Origin of the sequence: Bacteroides sp. 3_1_13 (genome assembly GCF_001185845.1) — a bacterium.
In the GTDB taxonomy this organism is placed as follows: Bacteria; Bacteroidota; Bacteroidia; order Bacteroidales; family Bacteroidaceae; genus Bacteroides; species Bacteroides xylanisolvens.
The window spans coordinates 204,213-226,192 of the sequence record NZ_KQ236956.1 but is presented as its reverse complement, the minus strand read 5'-3'; the positions used below and the strand labels follow the sequence as shown (position 1 = coordinate 226,192).

At 40.8% G+C, this 21,980-nt stretch carries 18 protein-coding genes; 6 read left to right on the top strand and 12 right to left on the bottom strand.

The features are described from left to right. Position 1 precedes the first annotated feature (1 nt). The 4 genes from HMPREF9009_RS13290 to HMPREF9009_RS13275 all read right to left on the bottom strand — a co-directional run bounded on the left by HMPREF9009_RS13290 (position 2) and on the right by HMPREF9009_RS13275 (position 4,523). Positions 2–1,642, bottom strand: a complete 1,641-nt coding sequence (locus HMPREF9009_RS13290; RefSeq protein WP_049702455.1) for a sialidase family protein — start codon at positions 1,640–1,642, stop codon at positions 2–4. 116 nt (positions 1,643–1,758) lie between these two features. Beyond that, positions 1,759–2,670 carry a dihydrodipicolinate synthase family protein gene (locus HMPREF9009_RS13285; protein WP_049702454.1) on the bottom strand — a complete coding sequence of 304 codons (912 nt, stop codon included), beginning with the start codon at positions 2,668–2,670 and terminating at the stop codon, positions 1,759–1,761. A gap of 36 nt (positions 2,671–2,706) precedes the next feature. Continuing rightward, positions 2,707–3,723, bottom strand: coding sequence for a hypothetical protein (locus tag HMPREF9009_RS13280; RefSeq protein WP_049702453.1), 1,017 nt, complete (start codon positions 3,721–3,723; stop codon positions 2,707–2,709). A 47-nt stretch (positions 3,724–3,770) separates the two neighbouring features. Then, complete coding sequence (locus HMPREF9009_RS13275) at positions 3,771–4,523, bottom strand: FadR/GntR family transcriptional regulator (protein WP_004314826.1); 753 nt, start codon at positions 4,521–4,523, stop codon at positions 3,771–3,773. Between the two features lie 414 nt (positions 4,524–4,937). Between HMPREF9009_RS13275 and HMPREF9009_RS13270 the strand changes: the two genes are divergently transcribed. The 3 genes from HMPREF9009_RS13270 to HMPREF9009_RS13260 all read left to right on the top strand — a co-directional run bounded on the left by HMPREF9009_RS13270 (position 4,938) and on the right by HMPREF9009_RS13260 (position 8,119). Further along, positions 4,938–5,564 (top strand): HU family DNA-binding protein, encoded by a 627-nt coding sequence (locus HMPREF9009_RS13270; protein ID WP_004314827.1) that lies wholly within the window; start codon positions 4,938–4,940, stop codon positions 5,562–5,564. A 300-nt stretch (positions 5,565–5,864) separates the two neighbouring features. Continuing rightward, a complete protein-coding gene (locus HMPREF9009_RS13265; protein WP_008025686.1) occupies positions 5,865–6,890 on the top strand; it encodes an AI-2E family transporter in 1,026 nt (341 codons plus the stop codon). Between the two features lie 56 nt (positions 6,891–6,946). Continuing rightward, the gene (locus HMPREF9009_RS13260; protein ID WP_008025689.1) at positions 6,947–8,119 is read left to right on the top strand and encodes a glycosyltransferase; all 1,173 of its coding nucleotides are present in this window, start codon (positions 6,947–6,949) and stop codon (positions 8,117–8,119) included. 2 nt (positions 8,120–8,121) lie between these two features. On the opposite strand, the gene rimI is transcribed toward HMPREF9009_RS13260, so the two are convergent. The 4 genes from rimI to HMPREF9009_RS13240 all read right to left on the bottom strand — a co-directional run bounded on the left by rimI (position 8,122) and on the right by HMPREF9009_RS13240 (position 12,744). Then, the gene (rimI, locus tag HMPREF9009_RS13255) at positions 8,122–8,580 is read right to left on the bottom strand and encodes a ribosomal protein S18-alanine N-acetyltransferase (RefSeq protein ID WP_008025691.1); all 459 of its coding nucleotides are present in this window, start codon (positions 8,578–8,580) and stop codon (positions 8,122–8,124) included. Then, a complete protein-coding gene (locus HMPREF9009_RS13250; RefSeq protein WP_004314832.1) occupies positions 8,580–10,046 on the bottom strand; it encodes a RimK family protein in 1,467 nt (488 codons plus the stop codon). Before HMPREF9009_RS13250 ends, rimI begins: the two co-directional genes overlap by 1 nt. 130 nt (positions 10,047–10,176) lie before the next feature. Beyond that, a complete protein-coding gene (locus HMPREF9009_RS13245; RefSeq protein ID WP_004314833.1) occupies positions 10,177–11,421 on the bottom strand; it encodes an ABC transporter permease in 1,245 nt (414 codons plus the stop codon). Positions 11,422–11,544: 123 nt separating this feature from the next. Beyond that, positions 11,545–12,744 carry a pyridoxal phosphate-dependent aminotransferase gene (locus HMPREF9009_RS13240; protein WP_007757808.1) on the bottom strand — a complete coding sequence of 400 codons (1,200 nt, stop codon included), beginning with the start codon at positions 12,742–12,744 and terminating at the stop codon, positions 11,545–11,547. A gap of 181 nt (positions 12,745–12,925) precedes the next feature. Here HMPREF9009_RS13240 and HMPREF9009_RS13235 point away from each other — a divergent pair, with 181 nt between their 5' ends. Beyond that, positions 12,926–14,161, top strand: coding sequence for a fucose isomerase (locus HMPREF9009_RS13235; RefSeq protein ID WP_008025695.1), 1,236 nt, complete (start codon positions 12,926–12,928; stop codon positions 14,159–14,161). A gap of 99 nt (positions 14,162–14,260) precedes the next feature. Here HMPREF9009_RS13235 and HMPREF9009_RS13230 read toward each other — a convergent pair whose 3' ends face one another. From HMPREF9009_RS13230 to HMPREF9009_RS13215, 4 genes are all read right to left on the bottom strand, one after another. After that, on the bottom strand, positions 14,261–15,100 hold the full coding sequence (locus HMPREF9009_RS13230; RefSeq protein WP_008025697.1) for a histidinol-phosphatase: 840 nt from the start codon (positions 15,098–15,100) through the stop codon (positions 14,261–14,263). Between the two features lie 79 nt (positions 15,101–15,179). After that, the gene (locus HMPREF9009_RS13225; protein WP_008025699.1) at positions 15,180–17,048 is read right to left on the bottom strand and encodes an ABC-F family ATP-binding cassette domain-containing protein; all 1,869 of its coding nucleotides are present in this window, start codon (positions 17,046–17,048) and stop codon (positions 15,180–15,182) included. A gap of 27 nt (positions 17,049–17,075) precedes the next feature. After that, positions 17,076–17,882 carry a DUF3805 domain-containing protein gene (locus tag HMPREF9009_RS13220; RefSeq protein ID WP_008025701.1) on the bottom strand — a complete coding sequence of 269 codons (807 nt, stop codon included), beginning with the start codon at positions 17,880–17,882 and terminating at the stop codon, positions 17,076–17,078. Positions 17,883–18,016: 134 nt separating this feature from the next. Then, the gene (locus tag HMPREF9009_RS13215) at positions 18,017–19,210 is read right to left on the bottom strand and encodes a hypothetical protein (RefSeq protein WP_008019595.1); all 1,194 of its coding nucleotides are present in this window, start codon (positions 19,208–19,210) and stop codon (positions 18,017–18,019) included. Positions 19,211–19,451: 241 nt separating this feature from the next. Between HMPREF9009_RS13215 and HMPREF9009_RS13210 the strand changes: the two genes are divergently transcribed. Together HMPREF9009_RS13210 and HMPREF9009_RS13205 are read left to right on the top strand one after the other, a co-directional pair. Beyond that, complete coding sequence (locus tag HMPREF9009_RS13210) at positions 19,452–20,141, top strand: response regulator transcription factor (RefSeq protein ID WP_049702452.1); 690 nt, start codon at positions 19,452–19,454, stop codon at positions 20,139–20,141. 27 nt (positions 20,142–20,168) lie between these two features. After that, the gene (locus HMPREF9009_RS13205) at positions 20,169–21,950 is read left to right on the top strand and encodes a sensor histidine kinase (protein ID WP_004314841.1); all 1,782 of its coding nucleotides are present in this window, start codon (positions 20,169–20,171) and stop codon (positions 21,948–21,950) included. The last annotated feature ends 30 nt before the right edge of the window (positions 21,951–21,980 follow it).

Here is a 21,980-nt window from a genome sequence, read left to right as displayed (position 1 = left end):
TTTACTTTAAAATCTCCGTTAAATCGATTTTTATAAAAGCTAAATCCGACTGACTGCTCTCATATAATATGCCTATTGAATTTTCATCTATGGACGTAATGCAGGAATATCCGGCACTGCGATATTGGTCGAAAAGAATCCAATGTTCCTTCGGCCAGGTCATTCCATCATCAAAACTCACTTTCAAAGTCAGTTTATCCCTTTTCCCGTAATCATTCGGATTTACAAAGAGAAGCATGCTTTTCTTTTTTCCTTCTTCTATATATTCATGTCGGTGCAGGCTTGCCATACAGGTAGGTTCCACCAGTGCCTTTCTTGAAGTAGGATGTTCCTTCCAACTCGCTCCCAAATCGGTAGTCGTACAAATTCTCCGACCGTTCACCTCTTTATGTCCTCTGTTCCGGTTGTCGCGCATGTTCAACATCAGGGCACCATCATTCAATTGTACGACACTACATTCCGTTACATCCTGATATGCAGAGTTGCTGGTCACCCACGTCTTTCCGTGATCTTTACTATACGTAATATTTGAGAAAGGAAGTCCCTTTTCATCACGTCCTTGTGTGGGAAATACCAACGTACCATCCTTCAACGTAATCCCTTGTCCCGGTGCCGGTGCAAACAGCCACCATTCAGGATGCTTCGTCTTTGCGGTTATATTATCCGGAAAACTCCAGCTAAGACCGTCATCCGTACTTTTCGCTATCATAAACTGGCAGGTTTCTTTTAGTCCTGTTCCGGGTTGGGAGCCTTTTCCTTTCCACTGGTGTGTCCAGACCGTGCTACTTTCATCCAATCCTTCTATCCACTTGCCATCTTTATCCAGCAGGCCATGCATCCACAATCCGGCTACATAAATGTCACCTGTATTTTTATCGACTAGAATACAAGCATCGCTCACTCCATTGTATTTCTGCGGTAAGCTGCCCCACTCTCCCATATCTAACACAGTCTGAACAGGTTGCCAAGTCAATCCCTTATCCGTACTCCGATGAAGAGCAATGTCTATATTTCCTTGCAAATCACGAGAATAGTCATAACGGGCATCAAAAATGGCTAACAAAGTTCCTTGATTGCTGGTAGCCAATCCCGGAATACGTGACGAAACACACCCATCCTGTCCTTTCTGCCGTACCGCTACTCCTACCCGCAAAGGTTTACTTCCTTTTTCCGAGATTTTCAGATTGCCTTTAGTCGTTTTAATCCGGTTACAGTTAAGCTGAATACGATGATCCAATGAAACCGTATCTTTCAACGTCACGGCTACCCAAAAAGACAAAGAATCCTGATTTACCTGTACTTTATCAGTAAATGATATTTTACGTGTAGCGGGAAGCGCTTTATATAGCAAACGGGATGTATCTATCAGTCCATTTTCTTGTGTACCATATATAGCAACAGAAACAACATCTGCCACATCTGTACTCCCTAATAAATCTAAATCTATTTGCTGAATGGTGTAAGGTTGATTGTCTGCCCTGATTAGAGTAACCTTTAATACAGGACTTGCCGGTTTCTTCACCAACACAGGAATTACCGGTCGTTCCAGCACCCATTTTATTTCTTTACCCAAAGACGTGGCTGGCAATACCAATAATAAAATCATTGAAAATATGATTAATATTTCCCTTCTTACTTTCATAGTATTTTTATTTTAGGTAATTTTGAACGCATTTAACTAGATTTGAGGGGAATGACAGAAAGTAAAATAGCTAAACCCCAGCAATATACTTTTACTGTCATCTCCTCTTTTTATATCTAAAAATCGAAGAAATTTATTGCATCCAAATCACCTTTTAATTTGTCATACTCCTCAATTGAAAAAGGTTTAATCGGTAAACGACAACTGCCACAATCAATGCCTATTAATTTCATGATAGCTTTACCTCCACGTACGCCTCCACCATATTTAATGATAACTTCCACTGTACGTATAGATTTCATTTGCCAGGCACGTGCTGTTTCCACATCATTTTGCTTCATTGATTCAAAAATGGCATGGTAAACATTGGGAATATAATTATATGTACTTCCTACGCCTGCCACAGCTCCCATTGATAAACCTGCAATCAAAATCTCGTCAAAGCCATGCAGAACTTCAAACTTATGCTGCTCCAAATCGATGCAAGCCCCCATCTCCATCAGGTTATTATGAGTAAATTTAGTACCTACCAAGTTTGGTATTTTCTTCTTACCCTCTACCAAAAATCTATCTACCGGCAAATTAACCCCTGTGATCGACGGCATATTATAGTAATAGAAAGGCAGTCCACTGGCAGACCTACAAACCGGAGCAAAAAAATCGATCAACTCATCTACCGTTCCCGGCTTGAAAAAAGACGGAGCTATTGAAGCAATGGCATCGGCTCCTGCTTTTTCCGCATGACATGCCAATTCCATAGCACTCCGTTGACAGTTTGAACCTACATGGGCAATCACTTTGAACCGCTTACCAGCCGAAGCAACCCATTTTTCAAGAATTAATTTACGTTCATCAATCGTCAGCGAAGAGAATTCACCAGTCGTACCGCACACAAACACCCCTTTAATAGGAGTTGATGCGATCCAATCAGCATATTTTTCAATAATAGATAAATTTACATCCCCATTTTCATCCATTGGGGTGAAGGTGGCCGCAACCATACCTTCCAGTCTTTCATAATTGTTCATAATGCATTTAATTAGATTTGATATTTCATTTTATTTCTAGAAACTTCCTTTTAGAATAAATGGCGTCCGTATTCCCGGCTGTACCTCACCACTTACGATAAATACCTGATTCCCGGCAGAAACAACATTCGTAGTAACCGGAATGCGATAAGGACATTCGAGCGAATCTACCAGAGAATTCGTACTTGTACTGACTACTCGTAACTTGCGGCTGAATCCCGGATGCTCGGAAGATGTAGGAAGAATCTCTTCCACTCCCCCAAATAGCAGAATCTTATCCTCCCCGTATGGTATACCAGTCCCCGCCATTACAGGAAAAGAACCGATCATTTTACTCCATTTTCCAATGCCTGGCTCAAATACGTACCCCTCCGTATGTTCTACCATCGCCTCATCCGGAGCATAACTTCTTCCGCTGAAAAGATAAAATCGTTCCCCTTGAGCCACGCCTACTGCATAGGAAAGAGAAGGACCATTCCAATCCGGCATTTCTTGCCATCCTCTTTCTTTATGCATCAAATCAAGCATGTAAAAATGATGAGTCGACTGTTCATTTACCATAGTCTCTTGCCCCCCAGCAATATAAATACAGTTATCACCCATTGCTCCCGTTGCATTCGCCAACGGAACCGGCAAAGATGGATAACTGACAGAGTCTATCACAAATGAATCTTCTTCTTTCTTTATCAGGAAAACGTTATCACTACACTGCGTACGATCACACCCTCCAATACACAACAATCCTTCCGGCAGACTTATTGAAACTCCATAAGCAAGCGGGCGATCGAGAAAATCATCATAAACAGTCCATTTTCCCGTTTGTAAATCATAGCTATATAAAGTAGACCACCAAGTTTTCGTTCCTCCTTCCCAAGGATACTTGTCAGGAAAGTTAGCTCCGCCCAGCACAAGCAACTTTCCTTCCACTATCCCGGAATATGCACCTGCTAATCCGACGTTCTCCGGCATGCCGGCGCATCCTGGAAGCAGCAATGAGTTTTCCCATTGCACCTCTATCCTCTTTTCCTTTTTTCTCAAACAAGATGTATTCATAAACAATATTATTAAGGATAAACATAAAATGATGAAATGTAGTCTTTTCATATCCCTTCTACCTTTTCACTACTTTCTTTTTCTGCCATCAACTCCTGACTCCGATTGACCTTGAAAATCTTATAAACCTCAAAATGTCTTTCGATGGCATCCCGGTATCCTTTTTCATCCCCTTTTTTTATAAAATCCAGCAAATCAGCATGAGTAGCTATTTTACCACTTTTACTCATTTCTATATTTATAGGTTTCAAATAATCTTTGAATTTTTCTTTCACATAGACAAGTATAGGGTGAATGATTTCCTGAAATTCGGATATTATTTTATTTCCAGTGATTTTATATAGTTTCGTATGAAAAGCCGATTCACTGATTAATGCGTATTCATTATTCTCAAAAACAATTCCCATTTTCACTATCTCGCTTAATTCTTCGATGTCTTTAGGAGTTATCTTACGGAAAATATCGCTTGATATTCCTATTTCAAGTGCAATTCTGAAATCTAACAGATCTAAAATAGTTTCTTCACTCAAAACACGAGGATCTATCACTCTTTTCATCCCTCCTAAAATAGAAGGTTCGGTCAGAACCATTCCTTTGCGAGGACGTGCATGAATCAGCCCCATCATTTTCAAACGACTCAATGCTTCTCTGACAACACTCCTTGCAACTCCTAATTCTGCAGCCAGATTATTCTCATTGGGAATTGAATCTCCACGCCTTAAGTCATTCTTTTTAAAGTAAGTAAGCAGACTGTCTTCCACCTGATCGATTAATGTTGTTTGATTAATTTCTATCTTCATATTATTAGAATTTTATGATTTGTATTATTTGTCTGACAAATAATACAAATGCAATATTAAGGGATTTTTTTTAGAATACAATAATATTAGTATAGAAAAACACTCACTTATGCTGAAAAACATAATTTTCGGCACAGGACAAGAAACGTTCACTTGTTCAACACATTAGAAGATTATTCCCAAACATTGCATCAATTACTTGTCCGCCTCACATAAAACAAATACCTTTACTGCATAATTTTCATTATCCCTTTACAACAAAACAATTATTTTCTTATAGGAAAACAAATAGTTTTTTATAACAGGACAATAGACACCCTATAACAGGACGAGCAAAATTATACTAAGCAGTTTCATAAAAGCTACAGTAAAAAACAATAAAGAATACAGAGAATATATTTAATTATCAGAATAATGGCATATTACGACTTTAAGAAGAAACCGGCTCTCACTACAAAAGAGGGAGAAAAGGATGTGTTGTACCCCAGCATTGTATTTAACGGCACTATCAACACCAAACAACTATTGAAACAACTCGTTGCCCGCACCGGATACAAGCCGGGAGTGGTAGAAGGTACACTGATGGAACTTGTAGACCTCGTGGGAGAATACATAGGACAAGGCTACCGGGTAGAAGTAGGTGAGTTCGGTTATTTTTCCGGAAAGATAAAATCCCGACTGGTGAAAGATAAAAAAGACCTGCGTTCACCTTCCATTCAATTCAACGGAGTGAATTTCCTTGCTTCCAAAACATTCAAGAAGAAAGCAACGGGTAAACTGGAACGGGCTCAAAAACTATTTTTCCAAGCTTCAAGCCAACTGGATGACGAAGAACTGAAAAGAAGACTACTTGAACACGTCAACCGATATGGATTCATCACACGCACCACATATACCGAACTGACCGGACGACTGAAAAATAAAGCATTAGAGGATTTAAAGCGGTTTGCCAAAGAAGGCATAATCTGTAAAGTGGGACGTGGGAATCAAATGCTTTTTGTGAAAAACCAAGAGGATAGTCAAACAGAGCAGAATATATAACATAAAAAAAGGCTATCTATCCCAGACAGCCAATCTTTGTTAACCTTAAATCTAATACTATGAAAAACACATTACAAAGATACGAGCTTTTCGGTTATCTCCAAATTTTCAGGTCAAAGCAGCGTATCTTATAACATGGTTTAATAGAAACAACCAATCCGTTAACATTTAACATAAATCAATTGGATATTAACGAATATCCGCTCAATGAAACCAAACTGTTTTCATTTCGTTATCTCACCATAAAACAAACCTTTCCTATACCTTAATTGTTCATTATATAAACGAATTTCACATGATATGAGCACCAAAGAACAATACTGGAAATATTCCCTCATCGTCATCATCCTATTTATGGGGATCATCATCTTCCGACAAATCACTCCATTCCTGGGAGGATTATTGGGAGCACTCACTATTTATATTCTTGTACGCGGACAGATGAGATATCTGGTAGAAAAACGAAAGCTAAAACGTAGCCTAAGTGCTTTACTGATTACCGCAGAAACTATTTTTGTCTTCCTTATTCCTTTGGGACTGACCGTCTGGATGGTAGTAAATAAACTACAAGATATCAATCTGGACCCACAAACGTATATCGCACCGATCCAACAAGTAGCCGAATTTATCAAAGAGAAAACAGGATATGATGTATTAGGAAAAGATACATTGACATTCATTGTCTCCATACTTCCCCGTATCGGACAAATCATAATGGAGAGTATCAGCAGTCTCGCCATCAACCTGTTCGTCATGATCTTTGTACTTTATTTCATGTTGATCGGAGGGAAAAAAATGGAAGCATACGTCAACGATATTCTGCCATTTAACGAGACCAATACTCAAGAAGTGATCCACGAAATCAATATGATTGTTCGTTCCAATGCCATCGGTATTCCCTTGCTGGCTATCATTCAGGGAGGAGTAGCCATGATCGGTTATCTCCTTTTCGGAGCACCCAACATATTGATGCTGGGATTTCTGACCTGCTTTGCAACCATTATTCCGATGGTAGGCACCGCACTGGTATGGTTTCCCGTAGCCGCTTACCTTGCCATAAGCGGAGACTGGTTTAATGCCATCGGAATTGCTGCTTATGGAGCCATCGTCGTATCACAGTCAGATAACCTGATCCGGTTTATTCTCCAAAAGAAAATGGCAGATACACATCCGCTTATCACCATTTTCGGAGTAGTCATCGGTCTGCCGTTATTTGGGTTCATGGGAGTGATCTTCGGCCCGTTATTGCTTTCGCTATTCTTTCTTTTTGTAGATATGTTTAAAAAAGAATATCTGGACTTACGAAATAACCTCCCGTCGAGATGACGGAACTACCGAAAAATTGTGTACTTTTGCCGTTGTAAAAACGACACTAAAATTTGATGGAAACATTTACATTCAATACTGTCGAACTGATTCTTTTATCAGCGGCAGGTATTCTTTTTATCATTCAGCTCATCTATTATTTTGGCCTGTACAATCGGATACATGCCCATAATAAGGCTGTACGCAAAGAAGAGGTACATTTTTCACGAGAACTGCCTCCACTTTCCGTAATTCTCTGCGCACGCAATGAGGCTGAAAACCTGCGTAAAATCCTGCCAGCTATTCTGGAACAGGATTATCCGCAATTCGAGGTGATTGTCATCAACGATGCTTCCACAGATGAAACCGAGGATATACTGGGAATAATGGAAGAAAAATATCCTCATCTTTACCATAGTTTTACCCCTGAAAGCGCACGTTATATCAGTCATAAAAAACTGGCCCTGACATTAGGCATCAAAGCCAGTAAACATGATTGGCTGGTATTTACAGAAACAAACTGTATGCCGGCAAGTAACCAGTGGTTAAAGCTGATGGCACGCAACTTCACTCCGCAGACTCAAATCGTATTGGGGTATAGCGGTTATGACCGTACAAAAGGATGGTTGCACAAACGTACCGCATTTGATGCCCTCTTCCAATCTTTACGTTATCTGGGATTCGCTTTAGTTGGAAAACCATATATGGGTATCGGACGTAACTTAGCTTACCGGAAAGAGTTGTTTTTCCAACAGAAAGGATTCTCCAAATACCTGAACCTGCAACGTGGAGAGGATGACCTATTCATCAACCAGTTGGCAACTCCTTCAAATACCCGCGTCGAAACAGACATCAACGCCACCACACGGATAAATCCTGTGTACCGATACAAAGAATGGAAAGAGGAAAAAATAAGCTATATGGCGACCGCAAGATATTATCAGGGAATACAACGATACCTTTTGGGATTTGAGACTTTCTCCCGTCTGTTATTCTATGTTTCCTGTATAGCAGGCATCGCATCCGGCGTCCTCAATTCTCATTGGTTAGTCGCAGGCATCGCACTGTTAATCTGGTTACTACGCTTCATCATGCAAATTGTCGTTATTAACCAAACAGCCAAAGAAATGGGAGGAAATCGGAAATACTATTTCTCATTACCGGTATTCGACCTTCTCCAACCTATACAGTCGCTGAATTTCAAGATTTGCCGATTCTTTCGAGGAAAAGGAGATTTCATGAGAAGATGAATTCATGGAATCAACCGTTGCATATAAATAGCATCCGAACCATCATGATAATAGCATGGCTTTATTCCAGCAGGAATAAAGCCATTTTTCATATATAGCGCAATAGCGGCAGCGTTCGTCACCTTCACTTCCAAAGTAATTTTAGCAGCCTTACATTCGTCTGCTGTCCGAATCGTTTGGTCCATCAATGCCTGTCCCAATCCTTTCCCTCTGAAATCCGGATGGACAGCTATCGAATAGATCCTTAGATAACGAGTTCCACCATGGAATAATAAGGAGACATAAGCGATTACCCTATCCCCTTCCATCATTACATAGAAAGTTCCTTTCGAGCGGCTTATCAGATAAGCAAACTGTTCTTTCGAAAAGCTATCTTCCCGAAAACATTCCCATTCTATTTCCAAAATAGCAGGAATATCAATCTGCTGTGCTTTACGAACAAATAAACCCGTCTCCATCATCAATAATGTTTCGCCTCCAAGGCCTGCTCAAAATGATTCAGTAACCGGTAATACATTTCATCACCGATAATGGCATCTTCCAGCCCATGGTCGATACTCGGATTATCATTGATCTCAATAACATAGGCTTTATCATCTACCATTTTCAGGTCGACTCCATACAATCCCTTTCCGATCAGATTCGCAGCTTTAACGGCTGTATCCAACACTACCCGAGGCACCTGATAAATAGGAATCGTATCTACCAGTCCGCAACGACTTCTGCCCGAATCATAGTGGCAGTAAATTTGCCAATGTCCTTTTGCCATATAATATTTGCAGGCATACAGCGGTACCCCATTCAACAGGCCGACACGCCAGTCAAACTCCGTAGGAGTAAATGCCTGTGCCAGTAAGATAGCCGACTTCTCAAACAGCATCTTCAGACTTGCTTGCAGTTCTTCCTCATTCGAAACCTTTTTCATGCCAATAGAATAAGACCCATCCGGTATCTTCAGAATAAAAGGAGCCCCCACCTGTTCGCTGATTTGCTCAAACGAATGATCGTTTGACTGAAAAATCAGCGTTGACTTAGGAGCAGAAATTTTTTCCTTTTCAAAAAGTTCTTTCAGGTATACTTTGTTCGTACAACGGATGATGGAAAGCGGATCGTCAATAACGGCCATTCCGTTTTGTGCAGCCAATTGCGACAAATGGAATGTATAATGATTCAATGATGTTGTAGTACGAATGAACAAGGCATCAAATTCGAGCAAACGGATGGCGTCATCTTCCGTAATCATTTCCACATGAATATTCATCTTCTTGGCAACTTCTGCCAATTTATGCAGAGCACCTTTGTTGCTGGGCGGAAACTTTTCCTGCGGATCAACCAATACAGCCAAACTATAACGGGAAGCCTTCGCCGACTTAGGCGCACGCCATATTTTCTTATTAAAGTTATCCAATGTGTTGGCAAAGAAATCCTGCTCTTCATCATTGAGCCGATTCAGAGGAAGAAATTGAATACTTTCGATCTGATTTCTGGGATGAGTATTCAAAGCCACCCTCAATAATGGGCAAGGGTAATTCTCAAAAATAAATCGTGCAATCCGCTCCAGACCTTTCTCTCTACATTTGCCAAAGTAAATGTTCAGATACCAAATGTCGTCTTTGACATTGTTCTTCTGTATCCACTGGTAACAGAGGGCTTGCAGACTACGATCCATCCGAACACCCGTCCCGGTCTCCAACTTGTTGATTATATCAACATCCGGAATGACTTTCTGTCCTCTCGTTTGGGCTAACAATGAACAGTAATACCCTTCAGAGTTATAACTGTAATCATCGCTAAGATTAATAACTAACTTCCGGTCTTTTTCTACCGGTTTGTTTTTCAGATAGTCGGAAACAGTCAGGACACTACTTGTCTCGTAATACGGCTTCCAGTCATCCAGATTATCCAACAGGATTAACACATTATTCATAATGGTTAAAAATTAAACCTACAAGAGGATATTAAGTAAATTGGGCGCAAATATAGACATATTATTCACTCCACATCACGCAACAGACTAAATTATTTATGCAGTAGAAAACGGGTAGATAAAAAGAGGATTATTCGTATCTCATGGAGCTTGCCGGATTGATCTTGGTAATCAAAAATGAAGGACCAATCAACATCAATACAGAAGCAAACAAAGTACCCAAATTAATCAAGATAAAAAGTAAAACATTAAAAGATACCGGGACAGTATCTACATAATAAGTCTCCGGATCAAGTTTGAAAAGTCCGAATTGAGATTGAAGAATACAGAATGCCAAACCAATGGCATTGCCCCAAAGCATGCCTTTGCCAATCAGAAAGACTGCAAACCAAAGAAAGGTTCTGCGAATCGTGAAATTATTGGCTCCTAATGCTTTTAAAATCCCAATCATATTGGTGCGTTCGATGATAATAATCAGTAAACCGGAAATCATGGTGAAGCCGGCAACTCCTATCATCAAAATCAGAATCACCCATACGTTCAAATCCAATAAATCAAGCCAGGCAAAGATTTGAGGATTCAGTTGTTCGATGTTACGCACATAATACACACCTCCCAGTTCATCTTGCCTGTTGTCAATATCAGTTGCGATCTCATAGGTTATATCTTCCAGTTTATCATAATCTTTCACCTGTAATTCCACACCGGTCACCTGTTCCGGTTGCCAACCGTTCAAGCGATTCACCAGATTAAGATCCGTCAGTAAAAAGAGGTTGTCGTATTCGGAGAAGTTCGTCTGATAAATTCCGGCAATCGTCAGGCGACGAGCGCGAATATCATCCTGTATATAATAGGTATATATCTTATCTCCCAGTTTCAACTTCATTTTAGTTGCCAACGCTTTCGAGATAAGCACTTGATTGGTAGATACTGAATCACTGAAAACAGGAATCTCCCCTTCTACCAAATACTCTTTTATAAAATGGGGGTCGAACTCCGGACCTACCCCTTTTAACACCATTCCCTGAAAAGCGTCATCGGTCTTAATCATACCCGGTTTGGTAGAGAAACGCTGCACATGGCTTATCTCCGGATAATCAGCAAGAGCAGTCATCATACTGTCTCCTACCACAATCGGATGGGTTTCGTAAGAACTGACCGCATCCAGATTAGTTATCTGAATATGCGACCCGAATCCTATGACTTTATTTCTCACCTCACTTTTGAACCCGATAACTACCGCCACCGCAATAATCATCACAGCCAAGCCAATAGCAATACCCGCCATGGCAATGAGGACCGCAGGACGTGACACCTGCTTTCCGCCATCGCTTTCACGATAGATACGCCGGGCTATGAAAAGTGATAGAGACATTGGGTTAAGTATTAAGTATAAAGTATTAAGTATTAGACATAAAGTATTAGGCAATTATACACACGAGCAAACACACAAGAAGCTACGGTTAATACTTAATACCTAATACTTAATACTTAAATTTCATTCTGTTCTTCCCGGATATGCTTCCAAAGCCTTCTGCAAGACAAAAAGCGCACGGGTTAAATCTTCTTTCTTCAATACGTAAGCAATACGAACTTCATTGATGCCGGAACCCGGAGTGGTATAGAAACCGGAAGCCGGAGCCATGAATACCGTCTGACCTTCATATTCAAAATCAGAGAGACACCATGCACAGAACTTGTCGGAATCATCTACCGGGAGTTTCGCTACTGTATAGAAAGCTCCCATCGGGATGGGTGAATAAACACCGGGAATACGGTTCAAACCGTCAATCAGGCATTTACGACGTTCTACATATTCATCATACGTTTCACGAGAATACTCTTCCGGAGCATCCAAAGAGGCCTCTGCAGCAATCTGTCCGATCAATGGAGGACTCAAACGAGCCTGGCAGAACTTCATGACAGCATCGCGTATCTCCTTGTTTTTGGTTATCAACGCACCAATACGAATACCACATTCTGAATAACGTTTGGATACGGAGTCAATTAATACCACATTATTCTCAATACCTTCCAAATGGCAGGCAGAGATATAAGGAGAACCGGTATATATAAATTCACGATATACTTCATCGGAGAAAAGGAACAAATCGTACTTCTTTACAAGGTCACGAATCTGATTCATTTCACGACGGGTATACAAATAACCGGTAGGATTGTTGGGATTACAAATAAGAATCGCTTTGGTACGCTCATTAATCAGTTCTTCAAACTTCTCTACTTTCGGAAGAGAAAAGCCCTCTTCAATGGTCGTAGCAATGGTGCGGATCTTTGCTCCGGCAGAGATTGCAAATGCCATATAGTTAGCATAAGCCGGTTCCGGAACAATTATTTCATCTCCCGGATTCAGGCAGGAAAGGAAGGAAAAAAGTACGGCTTCCGAACCTCCTGATGTAATGATTATATCGTCTGCTGTAAGGTTGATATTGAATTTCGCATAATATCCTACTAATTTCTCGCGATAGCTACGATAACCGGCACTTGGACTATACTCCAATACCTTCCGGTCAATATTGCGTATCGCGTCAATCGCGGCCTGAGGAGTGGGCAGATCAGGCTGTCCGATGTTCAGGTGAAACACATGGACTCCACGTTGCTTGGCAGCGTCTGCCAAAGGAGCCAGCTTTCTGATAGGAGATGCAGGCATCTCGTTTCCGCGAATGGATATGGTTGGCATAATTTTAACTACAAATTACTTAATTACTATTTACTTTTTCTACTTGGAGCTGCAAATGTACGCAATAATTTGAATACAGAGACATAAAAACTTTAAAAACCTTAGCAAGGTTAAAATCGTTATGGTAATTTGAAAAGAAAGCTATACATTTGTCATACGGAAAACTTAAAACAATATCATAATGACCATACACCTTATCTCATTTGCTTCAATCCTTCACAAACAAGTCTCGCTACGTAGCTCACACGAAGCTATTTTAAGCGAAATTGAAAAATATTATACCGTAAAGCTCGTCGATTATCAAGATATGGACAAGCTTAGTAGTGATGATTTCAAAATCATTTTTATCGCTACCGGTGGGGTGGAAAGACTGGTCATACAGCAATTCGAAAACCTCCCCCGCCCTGCCATTTTACTGGCAGACGGCATGCAGAACTCTCTTGCTGCCGCATTGGAAATCTCCACATGGTTACGGGGACGTGGAATGAAGAGCGAAATACTACATGGCGAATTACCTGCTATCATCCTGCGTATTCATACACTTTATAATAATTTCCGTGCACAACGTTCCTTATTCGGCAAACGTATCGGAGTCATCGGAACTCCTTCTTCCTGGTTAGTTGCCAGTAACGTAGACTACCTGTTGGCAAAACGTCGTTGGGGAATTGAATATGTAGATATTCCATTGGAACGGATTTACGAACAATTTCAACAAATAACGGATGAGCAAGTCGGAGCGTCATGTGCGGCTGTAGCATCGCAAGCTCTTGCCTGTCGCGAAGGAACTCCCGAAGATTTAATCAAATCCATGAGGCTGTACCGGGCTATTAAAAAGGTGTGTCAGGAAGAAAATCTGGAAGCACTGACATTGAGCTGCTTTAAATTGATTGAACAAATCGACACTACCGGATGCGTGGCATTATCTTTATTGAATGATGACGGGATAATAGCAGGTTGTGAAGGCGATCTTCAATCTGTATTTACGCTATTAGCAGTGAAAGCGCTTACGGGCAAGGACGGATTTATGGCAAATCCTTCCATGATTAATTCCCGTACGAACGAGCTGATATTAGCACACTGCACCATAGGACTCAAACAAACGGAGAGATACATTATCCGCAATCATTTTGAAACAGAAAAAGGAATTGCCATACAAGGGTTACTTCCGACAGGAGACGTAACGATTATAAAATGCGGCGGTGAATGTCTGGACGAATATTACTTATCTACTGGAACATTGACTGAAAATACCAATTATATTAATATGTGCCGCACGCAAGTACGCATCCGCATGAATACTCCAGCCGAGTATTTTCTGAAGAATCCTTTGGGAAATCATCATATTATGCTTCATGGTAACTATGAAGATACATTGAACGAGTTTTTCCAGGCAAATGCTTGCAAAAGAACTGAATAACATCTCAAAACATCCTTAAAGAAAGCGCCTCCTTAATAAACAAAATAAATTATCAGTTTATTAAGGAGGCACTTTGGAGATTGACTAAATTCTATTTCTTTATTCTATTTCTCTTTCTTCCCATTTTCCATTATGCCACTCTGCAACTGAAGTAAAGCCTGCCTTCTTCAAAGCAGCCAATGCTTCGGAGCGTCCATTATTAATCCGTTCCGGATAATGCGCATCACTGTTTACCTGTACTCTGATACCCAACTCTTTCAGGAAAGAGAAATATCGTTTATTGGGATAGAATGTTCCTAAATCATGATAAGATTTAGTGTTTATTTCAACGATATAGCCATATTCGGCAATGGCGGTGAAATATTTGCGAACCAACGCATCATACCACGGTTCATCCAATAATCCCGGACGATAACAGGAAGCATTATAATGCATCTTGTCAGCATGACCAACAATATCAAATCCTCCCAATTCTACCATACGAAGCAGGTTCTTATAGTAAAGACGGACCACAGAATCCAAATCACCATCAAAGTGCTTGTCTACCAATTGACGGAAAAGATCTGCCGGAGTATCAATATCTACGATTTTTCCTTCCGGAGAGTACAACATATGTACGGAACCTATCCGGTAGTCAAGTGGTAGTTTTTGAAAACAGGGTAAAGAAGGGTTGCTTTCTTCGTTCAGGTAATCTATTTCAAGACCAATGGCAAGCTCTATTTTATCTGCATATTTCTTCTTCAGACGGGAAAATTCGAAAAGGTAATCATCCATTCTATCCCACTCCATCGTCCATGCAGTAGAAAACGGCAGTGGAGCATGGGAAGAAATGCCATAGGAAGTAAATCCTTCGCTAATAGCAAAACGAATAAAATCTTCCATATTGGCGCGTCCGTCACAAAACAGGCAGTGGCTATGATAATTGGTTAGGTTTGTCATACAAGGTTATATGTTGTCTGGGATATATTATCAAAGTTATTATCATTATCAGGCTATTCTAGTGATACAATGGCACAAATCAGCCTTCTATTTCACTAAGTTCCAGCCATCGCATTGTTTTCTCATCAATCAGGTCATTGACTTCAGGCAAACGTTTCGATTTCTCTGTCAATTCGTCAACAGAAAGGGTACCGCTACATAAGAGTTCTTCAATCTGTACTTTTTCTGTTTCTAATTCTGCTATCTCCTTTTCCAATTGCTCGAACTCTCGTTTTTCCTTGAAACTCATCTTCCGTTTGTCGTTCAGACGAACACGGGCAGTCTTTTCTTCCTGCGGCTTTTCAGTTTCTTTCTCCTTTTGAGCTTTCGCGTCTTTCCAGTCACGATAGTCACTGTAGTTTCCGGGAAAGTCGCGAATATCTCCCTGTCCATTGAATACCATCAAATGGTCTACTACCTTATCCATAAAGTAGCGGTCGTGAGAAACAACAATCACACAACCTTTGAAATTTTGAAGATATTCTTCAAGCACGTTCAGAGTGATAATATCGAGGTCGTTGGTAGGTTCGTCAAGCACCAGGAAGTTAGGGTTACGCATCAGGATGGTACACAGATAAAGACGACGACGCTCGCCCCCACTCAACTTATAGACATAGCTATGTTGCGTTTCGGGAGTAAACAGAAAATGCTGTAAGAATTGCGAAGCAGTCAGTTTCTTTCCATTCCCCAGTTCAATCACTTCGGCAATATCCTGCACTACATCAATCACCTTCATTTGTTCATCGAACTGAAGGCCATCCTGCGAGTAATAGCCGAAACGAACAGTTTCACCAACATCCACCGTTCCACTGTCGGGCGCAACCTGCCCCATTAATATCTTGATAAAAGTAGATTTACCTGTCCCGTTATTTCCCACAATGCCCATCTTTTCATAGCGGGCAAAGATATAAGAAAAATCATCCAGTATCTTCAAATCACCGAAGCTCTTAAACAAGTGATCGGCCTCGAATATCTTACTACCGATATAGGATGCTTTCACCTCCAGCTTCACATTATCATTGTTGAAACGTTGCTTTGCCACCTTTTCCAATTCATAAAAAGCATCTTCCCGGTAACGGGCTTTATGCCCGCGTGCCTGCGGCATCCGGCGCATCCAATCGAGTTCCGTACGGTAAAGGTTGTTGGCACGTTCTATTTCTACACTTTTAGCTTCGATACGTTCCTGACGTTTCTCGAGATAATAACTGTAGTTACCTTTATATTGGTAGATTTGTTGATTGTCTATTTCAATAATCTCCGAACAAACACGATCAAGGAAATAACGGTCGTGCGTCACCATCAGCAAACTAAGATTGGTACGACGCAGATAATCTTCCAGCCATTCGGTCATATCCAAGTCCAGGTGATTGGTAGGCTCATCAAGGATAAGCAGATCCGGCTCGGTAATCAACGCATTGGCTAAAGCAACGCGCTTCAACTGTCCACCGGACAGTTGCTTCACTTTTTGGTCGAAGTTACGGATTTTGAGTTGCGAAAGAATTTGCTTGGCTTTCTGTTCATATTCCCAGGCTTTCTCCTGATCCATACGCGCCAGAAGATTTTCCAATCCCGGATGACCTTCAGTCTCCATGCAACGTTCATACTCTTTTATCAGTTCCACGGTACTGTTACCGTGATGGAAACAGGCTTCAAGCACGGTCAACTCTTCGGGATACTGTGGATCTTGTTCCAGATAATCCACCCGAAGGTCACGACGGAAAACAATGTTACCGCTATCATAACCTTCTTTTCCGGCGATTATATTCAATAAAGTAGTTTTTCCGCTGCCGTTCTTCGCTATCAATCCTACACGCTGGCCTTCAGCAATGCCAAAAGATATATTTTCAAAAAGAACCAAGTCACCGAAGGACTTGGTCAGGTTATCTATCTGTAAATAAGGTACAGCCACGTAATTTAGTAATTAGTTGGTTAGTGATTAGTGATTAATAATCACGGATTTATACTCTTCAATAATGTCGCAAGGTTCTCCTGCCTTTACTTTACTCCATGCCAGTTTCAGCGGGTCGATGATACGGTCTTTATATTGTAATACAGGAGCTTCCCGGTTACCGTCAATCAACGTTTTCCATTCCATACCTTCCACTTCATTCGTCAGAATTATGCAAACTGTGATGCCGATTGCCAACCATTCCTCTTTCTTTTTCGAGCCAATCTTACCGCTATTAATCACCTGCTGAAGTTTCTCCAGGTCTTCTTCTATTCCCTGAAAATCTTTTTTCAATTCCTGTTTCACGGTAGATACCACCCATTCGTACGCTTCATTAATCAAATAGATTTCAGAAAGACGGGCCGGGATCAGTTCAGCAGGATACTTCTGCCCTTCTTTGCGTACCTCCAAAGTAGCAATTACATCTTCCGCCTCCTTCACAACTCCGCCTTTAGGTACAGTAAAAGAACATTCGAAAGCAATATCGTCAACTCCTGTAATCCACAAATGGGAAGTATAATACGTCCCCTCTTCCTGAAACATTTCTTTGCTATACGCACATTCCCACGTTCCGACTTTCACCAACGAAGCCGAATCATTCTCTTTCAGTTCCTGCCGGATGACATCTTTACCATAACCGGCTTTTCCTTTAAATGCGGATATACGAAAATTTCCCGTCCATACATCGGGATTATAGAAAAGAAAAGAGCCTTCGCCATCTTCAAACTCATTCCAGTCTGATGGATAGTTCATAGAAAACCATGCTCCGGGAGAGATAAATTTCTTGCCTTGCATCCTTTTATATTAAAAATGATTACTTGGGCAAAAATACGAATTAATAATGAAGAATGAAGAACGAAGAATGAAGAATTTTGCTGCGCTATGCAAGTATACCGCAAGGATATTCTTCATTCTTCATTTTTAATTCTTCATTTTCCTATCGGCTGTATTTTCCTCCGCACTTCTTTAGAAATCTCCAAAAACATATAATTCAACTTTCCGGAATGGATTCCTTCTTCGTTTTCCTTATACTTCTTATTAGCATACTGCTTCGATTTCTCGAAAGTCAGTAACGACATCTCATTCTGCGATTTGCCTACCATTGTAGAATCCAGTTGTTCATCCGGGAAAAAATCATCCAGATCGACATCACCAATCATCGTTGTCTCCAGAAAGTTTTTATTCGTGTGCGAATTATCCGTATAGTATCCTACAAACATGTGCCCCGGTGTACGTACCAAGATAGGATCAATATTAATGGCGCGAAGCAACGACGCAAACAACACACTCCCATCCACACAATTAATCTGTGAAGATTCCAGTGCATCATCAAACGTACGGACACGCTGCGAGAAAACAACATTGCTCGAAAGGCTGGTATTGGAAACAGAACTATAACGGAATTTACGTTTCTGCAATATATTCCAAAGGGCATATACCTGCTTGTCTACCGCCCCTTTAGCCTTACTTTGATAACCGAGAAAGCGATTAACAATCCGAGTATTCAATGCCTCGCGAAGCAACTGATCGATCATCGGATTCTCTTCATTGACATAAGCCGCAAAGAAAATACTGGTATCATGGAATTTAGTTCCGTTAGCCACATACCCCAACAGACACTCATTGATGCTACGCACTGAAAAAGTACGTACCCGTTGTCCCAAATCTTTTCCATTCATCTCCACTGTGATGGCTACGCTTACCGGTTCTGCCTGCACCTCATTTTTCAGTGCCTCATAATTCCAGATGATATCAGGATAAATCGTATATTCCGTTCTGGGCTTGTTTAATACAAATTCCGACACCGAGCGGGAGAAAAAAGGCGTTTCGGCTACTTCAATCCGCACACGACTATAAGCTGTCTTCGATTTCAACCGAACGGCAATACACGACTTCGGATTTCCCAAAGACGTCGAATCCGACGGAACAATCACTTGTGCATCAGTGGTGGCAACAGACAGAATCGCCGAAGGAAATATATTTCCTCCCAGATCGTCTACAATCTCAAAACCGGAATTGAATGAAGTATATTTAAACACAGACATACCGCCAAGGAGAATTAACAGTACCACAACAGATCCTATTATTTCCTTCCGATGTCGTTTTAAGTCAATTTTTATCATTATTTGTAGTTTCTATAGTCAAACATTTCTATTGTATCTCGCTAACAAAGATAACAAATAGCGAGCGTTTTTTCCTCTTACAATCAACAAAAACTTCCATATTCCGTATCAATTCCCGGAATTCACAGAATGTAACACGATTGTAACGTCTGTTTCATCTGCCCGTAACAAAGTCTCCTCATCTTTGCAAAGGATAAAATAAAAACGTAACTTTGTCATATCACATTAATACATATATCTTATGAACGATTACCGTATTCTAGTTGTCGACGATGAAGAAGACCTCTGTGAGATTCTGAAATTCAATCTTGAAAACGAAGGTTATGAGGTTGATACAGCAAATTCTGCCGAAGAAGCAATGAAGATGAATATCAGCAGTTATCACTTAATTCTCCTCGATGTGATGATGGGAGAAATCTCCGGTTTCAAAATGGCTAACATATTGAAGAAAGACAAAAAAACAGCAAAAGTGCCTATCATCTTTATCACGGCAAAAGATACTGAAAACGATACTGTGACCGGATTCAATCTGGGAGCAGACGATTATATTTCGAAACCTTTCTCGCTGCGTGAAGTCATTGCCCGTGTGAAAGCAGTATTAAGACGTACGGTAACAACGGAAACGGAAAGAGCACCCGAACGTCTTACTTATCAGTCGCTCGTTATTGACATCACGAAGAAAAAAGTAAGCATCGACGATGAAGAAGTGCCATTGACTAAAAAAGAATTTGAAATATTGCTTCTACTGGTACAGAATAAGGGACGTGTATTCTCACGCGAAGACATTCTGGCCCGTATCTGGAGTGACGAAGTGTATGTGCTCGACCGTACCATCGACGTAAACATCACCCGTTTACGTAAAAAGATAGGTATATACGGCAAACGTATTGTCACCCGTCTCGGATACGGATACTGTTTTGAAGCTGAATAAGTAATAATACCGAATTAAGTAATTATTATGAACCTGCCTGTAACTCAAAAACATTTTCTTTCTTTCAGCCGGAAGCTTTTCCTTTCGGTTATTTCACTATTTTTGGTATTTGCCATTTGTTTTATTGCGTACCAGTATCAACGTGAACGGGAATATAAAATAGAACTGCTGAATACAAAACTGCAAGATTACAACAGCAGACTCTACGAACAATTGGAAGAGCAACCCCTTGATAGCGAAATAATCAGCGGTTATATCAACAAACATATTCTGGAAGACTTGCGTGTGACCCTTATTGATGCAGAAGGAAATGTTGTTTACGACAGTTATCCAAATCATAATAACCAAATAGAAAACCATCTGAATCGTCCGGAAGTACAGAAAGCAATAAAGCATGGTAACGGATATGACGTACGTCGTACTTCGGAAACAACCGGAGTTCCCTATTTTTATTCGGCCACTCGTTATAAAGATTATATTGTCCGTTCGGCTTTGCCTTATAACGTCAGCCTCATCAACAACCTGCAAGCAGACCCGCACTATCTATGGTTTACCATCATCGTAACCTTATTATTAATGATTATCTTCTATAAATTCACCAACAAACTGGGCACTTCCATCAGCCAGCTCCGTGAATTTGCCATGCGTGCCGACCGAAACGAGCCTATCGAAATGGCTATGCAATCCGCTTTTCCACATAATGAACTAGGAGAAATCTCACAACACATCATCCAAATCTACAAACGATTGCACGAAACCAAAGAAGCTCTCTACATCGAACGTGAAAAGCTAATCACTCATCTCCAAATCTCGCACGAAGGATTAGGAGTATTCACAAAAGACAAGAAAGAAATTCTAGTCAACAATCTTTTCACCCAATACAGTAACCTGATTTCGGATTCCAACCTGGAAACAACAGAAGAAGTCTTTGCCATCAACGAACTAAAAGAGATTATTCATTTTATCAATAAGAATCAGCAGGAACGCTCGAGAGGAAAAGGCGAAAAACGAATGTCAGTTACCATCAACAAGAACGGGCGGACATTTATCGTAGAATGTATCATCTTCCAGGATGCCAGCTTTGAGATTTCCATCAACGATGTCACCCAGGAAGAAGAACAAGTAAGACTCAAACGCCAACTGACTCAAAATATCGCCCATGAGTTGAAAACTCCTGTCAGCAGTATTCAAGGATATCTGGAAACCATTGTCAGCAACGAGAATATTCCACGTGAAAAGATAAACGTATTCCTCGAACGTTGTTATGCACAAAGCAATCGTTTGAGCCGGCTGCTACGCGACATCTCCGTACTCACCCGCATGGACGAAGCCGCCAGCATGATTGATATGGAACGAGTGGATATTAGTGTACTGGTCGGAAATATTATCAATGAAGTATCTCTGGAACTCGACGAAAAGCATATCACAGTAATCAACTCTCTGAAAAAGAGCATACAAGTCAAAGGTAATTATTCATTGTTATATTCCATCTTCCGCAACCTGATGGACAATGCCATCGCATACGCCGGAAGCAATATTCAGATAAATATCAACTGTTTCCGTGAAGATGAGAATTTCTACTATTTCAGCTTCGCCGATACTGGTATAGGTGTATCACCCGAACATCTGAACCGTCTCTTCGAACGCTTCTACCGGGTAGACAAAGGTCGCTCACGCAAACTAGGTGGAACAGGATTGGGACTGGCTATTGTGAAGAACGCCGTTATTATCCACGGCGGCAACATCTCCGCCAAGAACAATCAGGGAGGCGGACTTGAGTTTGTATTTACACTGGCAAAGGAGAAATAGAGGGGTAGCTACATTTTAAAACATTTCCCG

Coding starts and splice junctions, on each gene's coding strand:
- HMPREF9009_RS13280 (WP_049702453.1), bottom strand. CDS start 3,723: ATGAATACATCTTGTTTGAGAAAAAAGGAAAAGAGGATAGAGGTGCAA.
- HMPREF9009_RS13275 (WP_004314826.1), bottom strand. CDS start 4,523: ATGAAGATAGAAATTAATCAAACAACATTAATCGATCAGGTGGAAGAC.
- rimI (WP_008025691.1), bottom strand. CDS start 8,580: ATGATGGAGACGGGTTTATTTGTTCGTAAAGCACAGCAGATTGATATT.
- HMPREF9009_RS13205 (WP_004314841.1), top strand. CDS start 20,169: ATGAACCTGCCTGTAACTCAAAAACATTTTCTTTCTTTCAGCCGGAAG.
- HMPREF9009_RS13285 (WP_049702454.1), bottom strand. CDS start 2,670: ATGAACAATTATGAAAGACTGGAAGGTATGGTTGCGGCCACCTTCACC.
- HMPREF9009_RS13240 (WP_007757808.1), bottom strand. CDS start 12,744: ATGCCAACCATATCCATTCGCGGAAACGAGATGCCTGCATCTCCTATC.
- HMPREF9009_RS13250 (WP_004314832.1), bottom strand. CDS start 10,046: ATGAATAATGTGTTAATCCTGTTGGATAATCTGGATGACTGGAAGCCG.
- HMPREF9009_RS13270 (WP_004314827.1), top strand. CDS start 4,938: ATGGCATATTACGACTTTAAGAAGAAACCGGCTCTCACTACAAAAGAG.
- HMPREF9009_RS13235 (WP_008025695.1), top strand. CDS start 12,926: ATGACCATACACCTTATCTCATTTGCTTCAATCCTTCACAAACAAGTC.
- HMPREF9009_RS13220 (WP_008025701.1), bottom strand. CDS start 17,882: ATGCAAGGCAAGAAATTTATCTCTCCCGGAGCATGGTTTTCTATGAAC.
- HMPREF9009_RS13265 (WP_008025686.1), top strand. CDS start 5,865: ATGAGCACCAAAGAACAATACTGGAAATATTCCCTCATCGTCATCATC.
- HMPREF9009_RS13260 (WP_008025689.1), top strand. CDS start 6,947: ATGGAAACATTTACATTCAATACTGTCGAACTGATTCTTTTATCAGCG.
- HMPREF9009_RS13245 (WP_004314833.1), bottom strand. CDS start 11,421: ATGTCTCTATCACTTTTCATAGCCCGGCGTATCTATCGTGAAAGCGAT.
- HMPREF9009_RS13290 (WP_049702455.1), bottom strand. CDS start 1,642: ATGAAAGTAAGAAGGGAAATATTAATCATATTTTCAATGATTTTATTA.
- HMPREF9009_RS13215 (WP_008019595.1), bottom strand. CDS start 19,210: ATGATAAAAATTGACTTAAAACGACATCGGAAGGAAATAATAGGATCT.
- HMPREF9009_RS13210 (WP_049702452.1), top strand. CDS start 19,452: ATGAACGATTACCGTATTCTAGTTGTCGACGATGAAGAAGACCTCTGT.
- HMPREF9009_RS13230 (WP_008025697.1), bottom strand. CDS start 15,100: ATGACAAACCTAACCAATTATCATAGCCACTGCCTGTTTTGTGACGGA.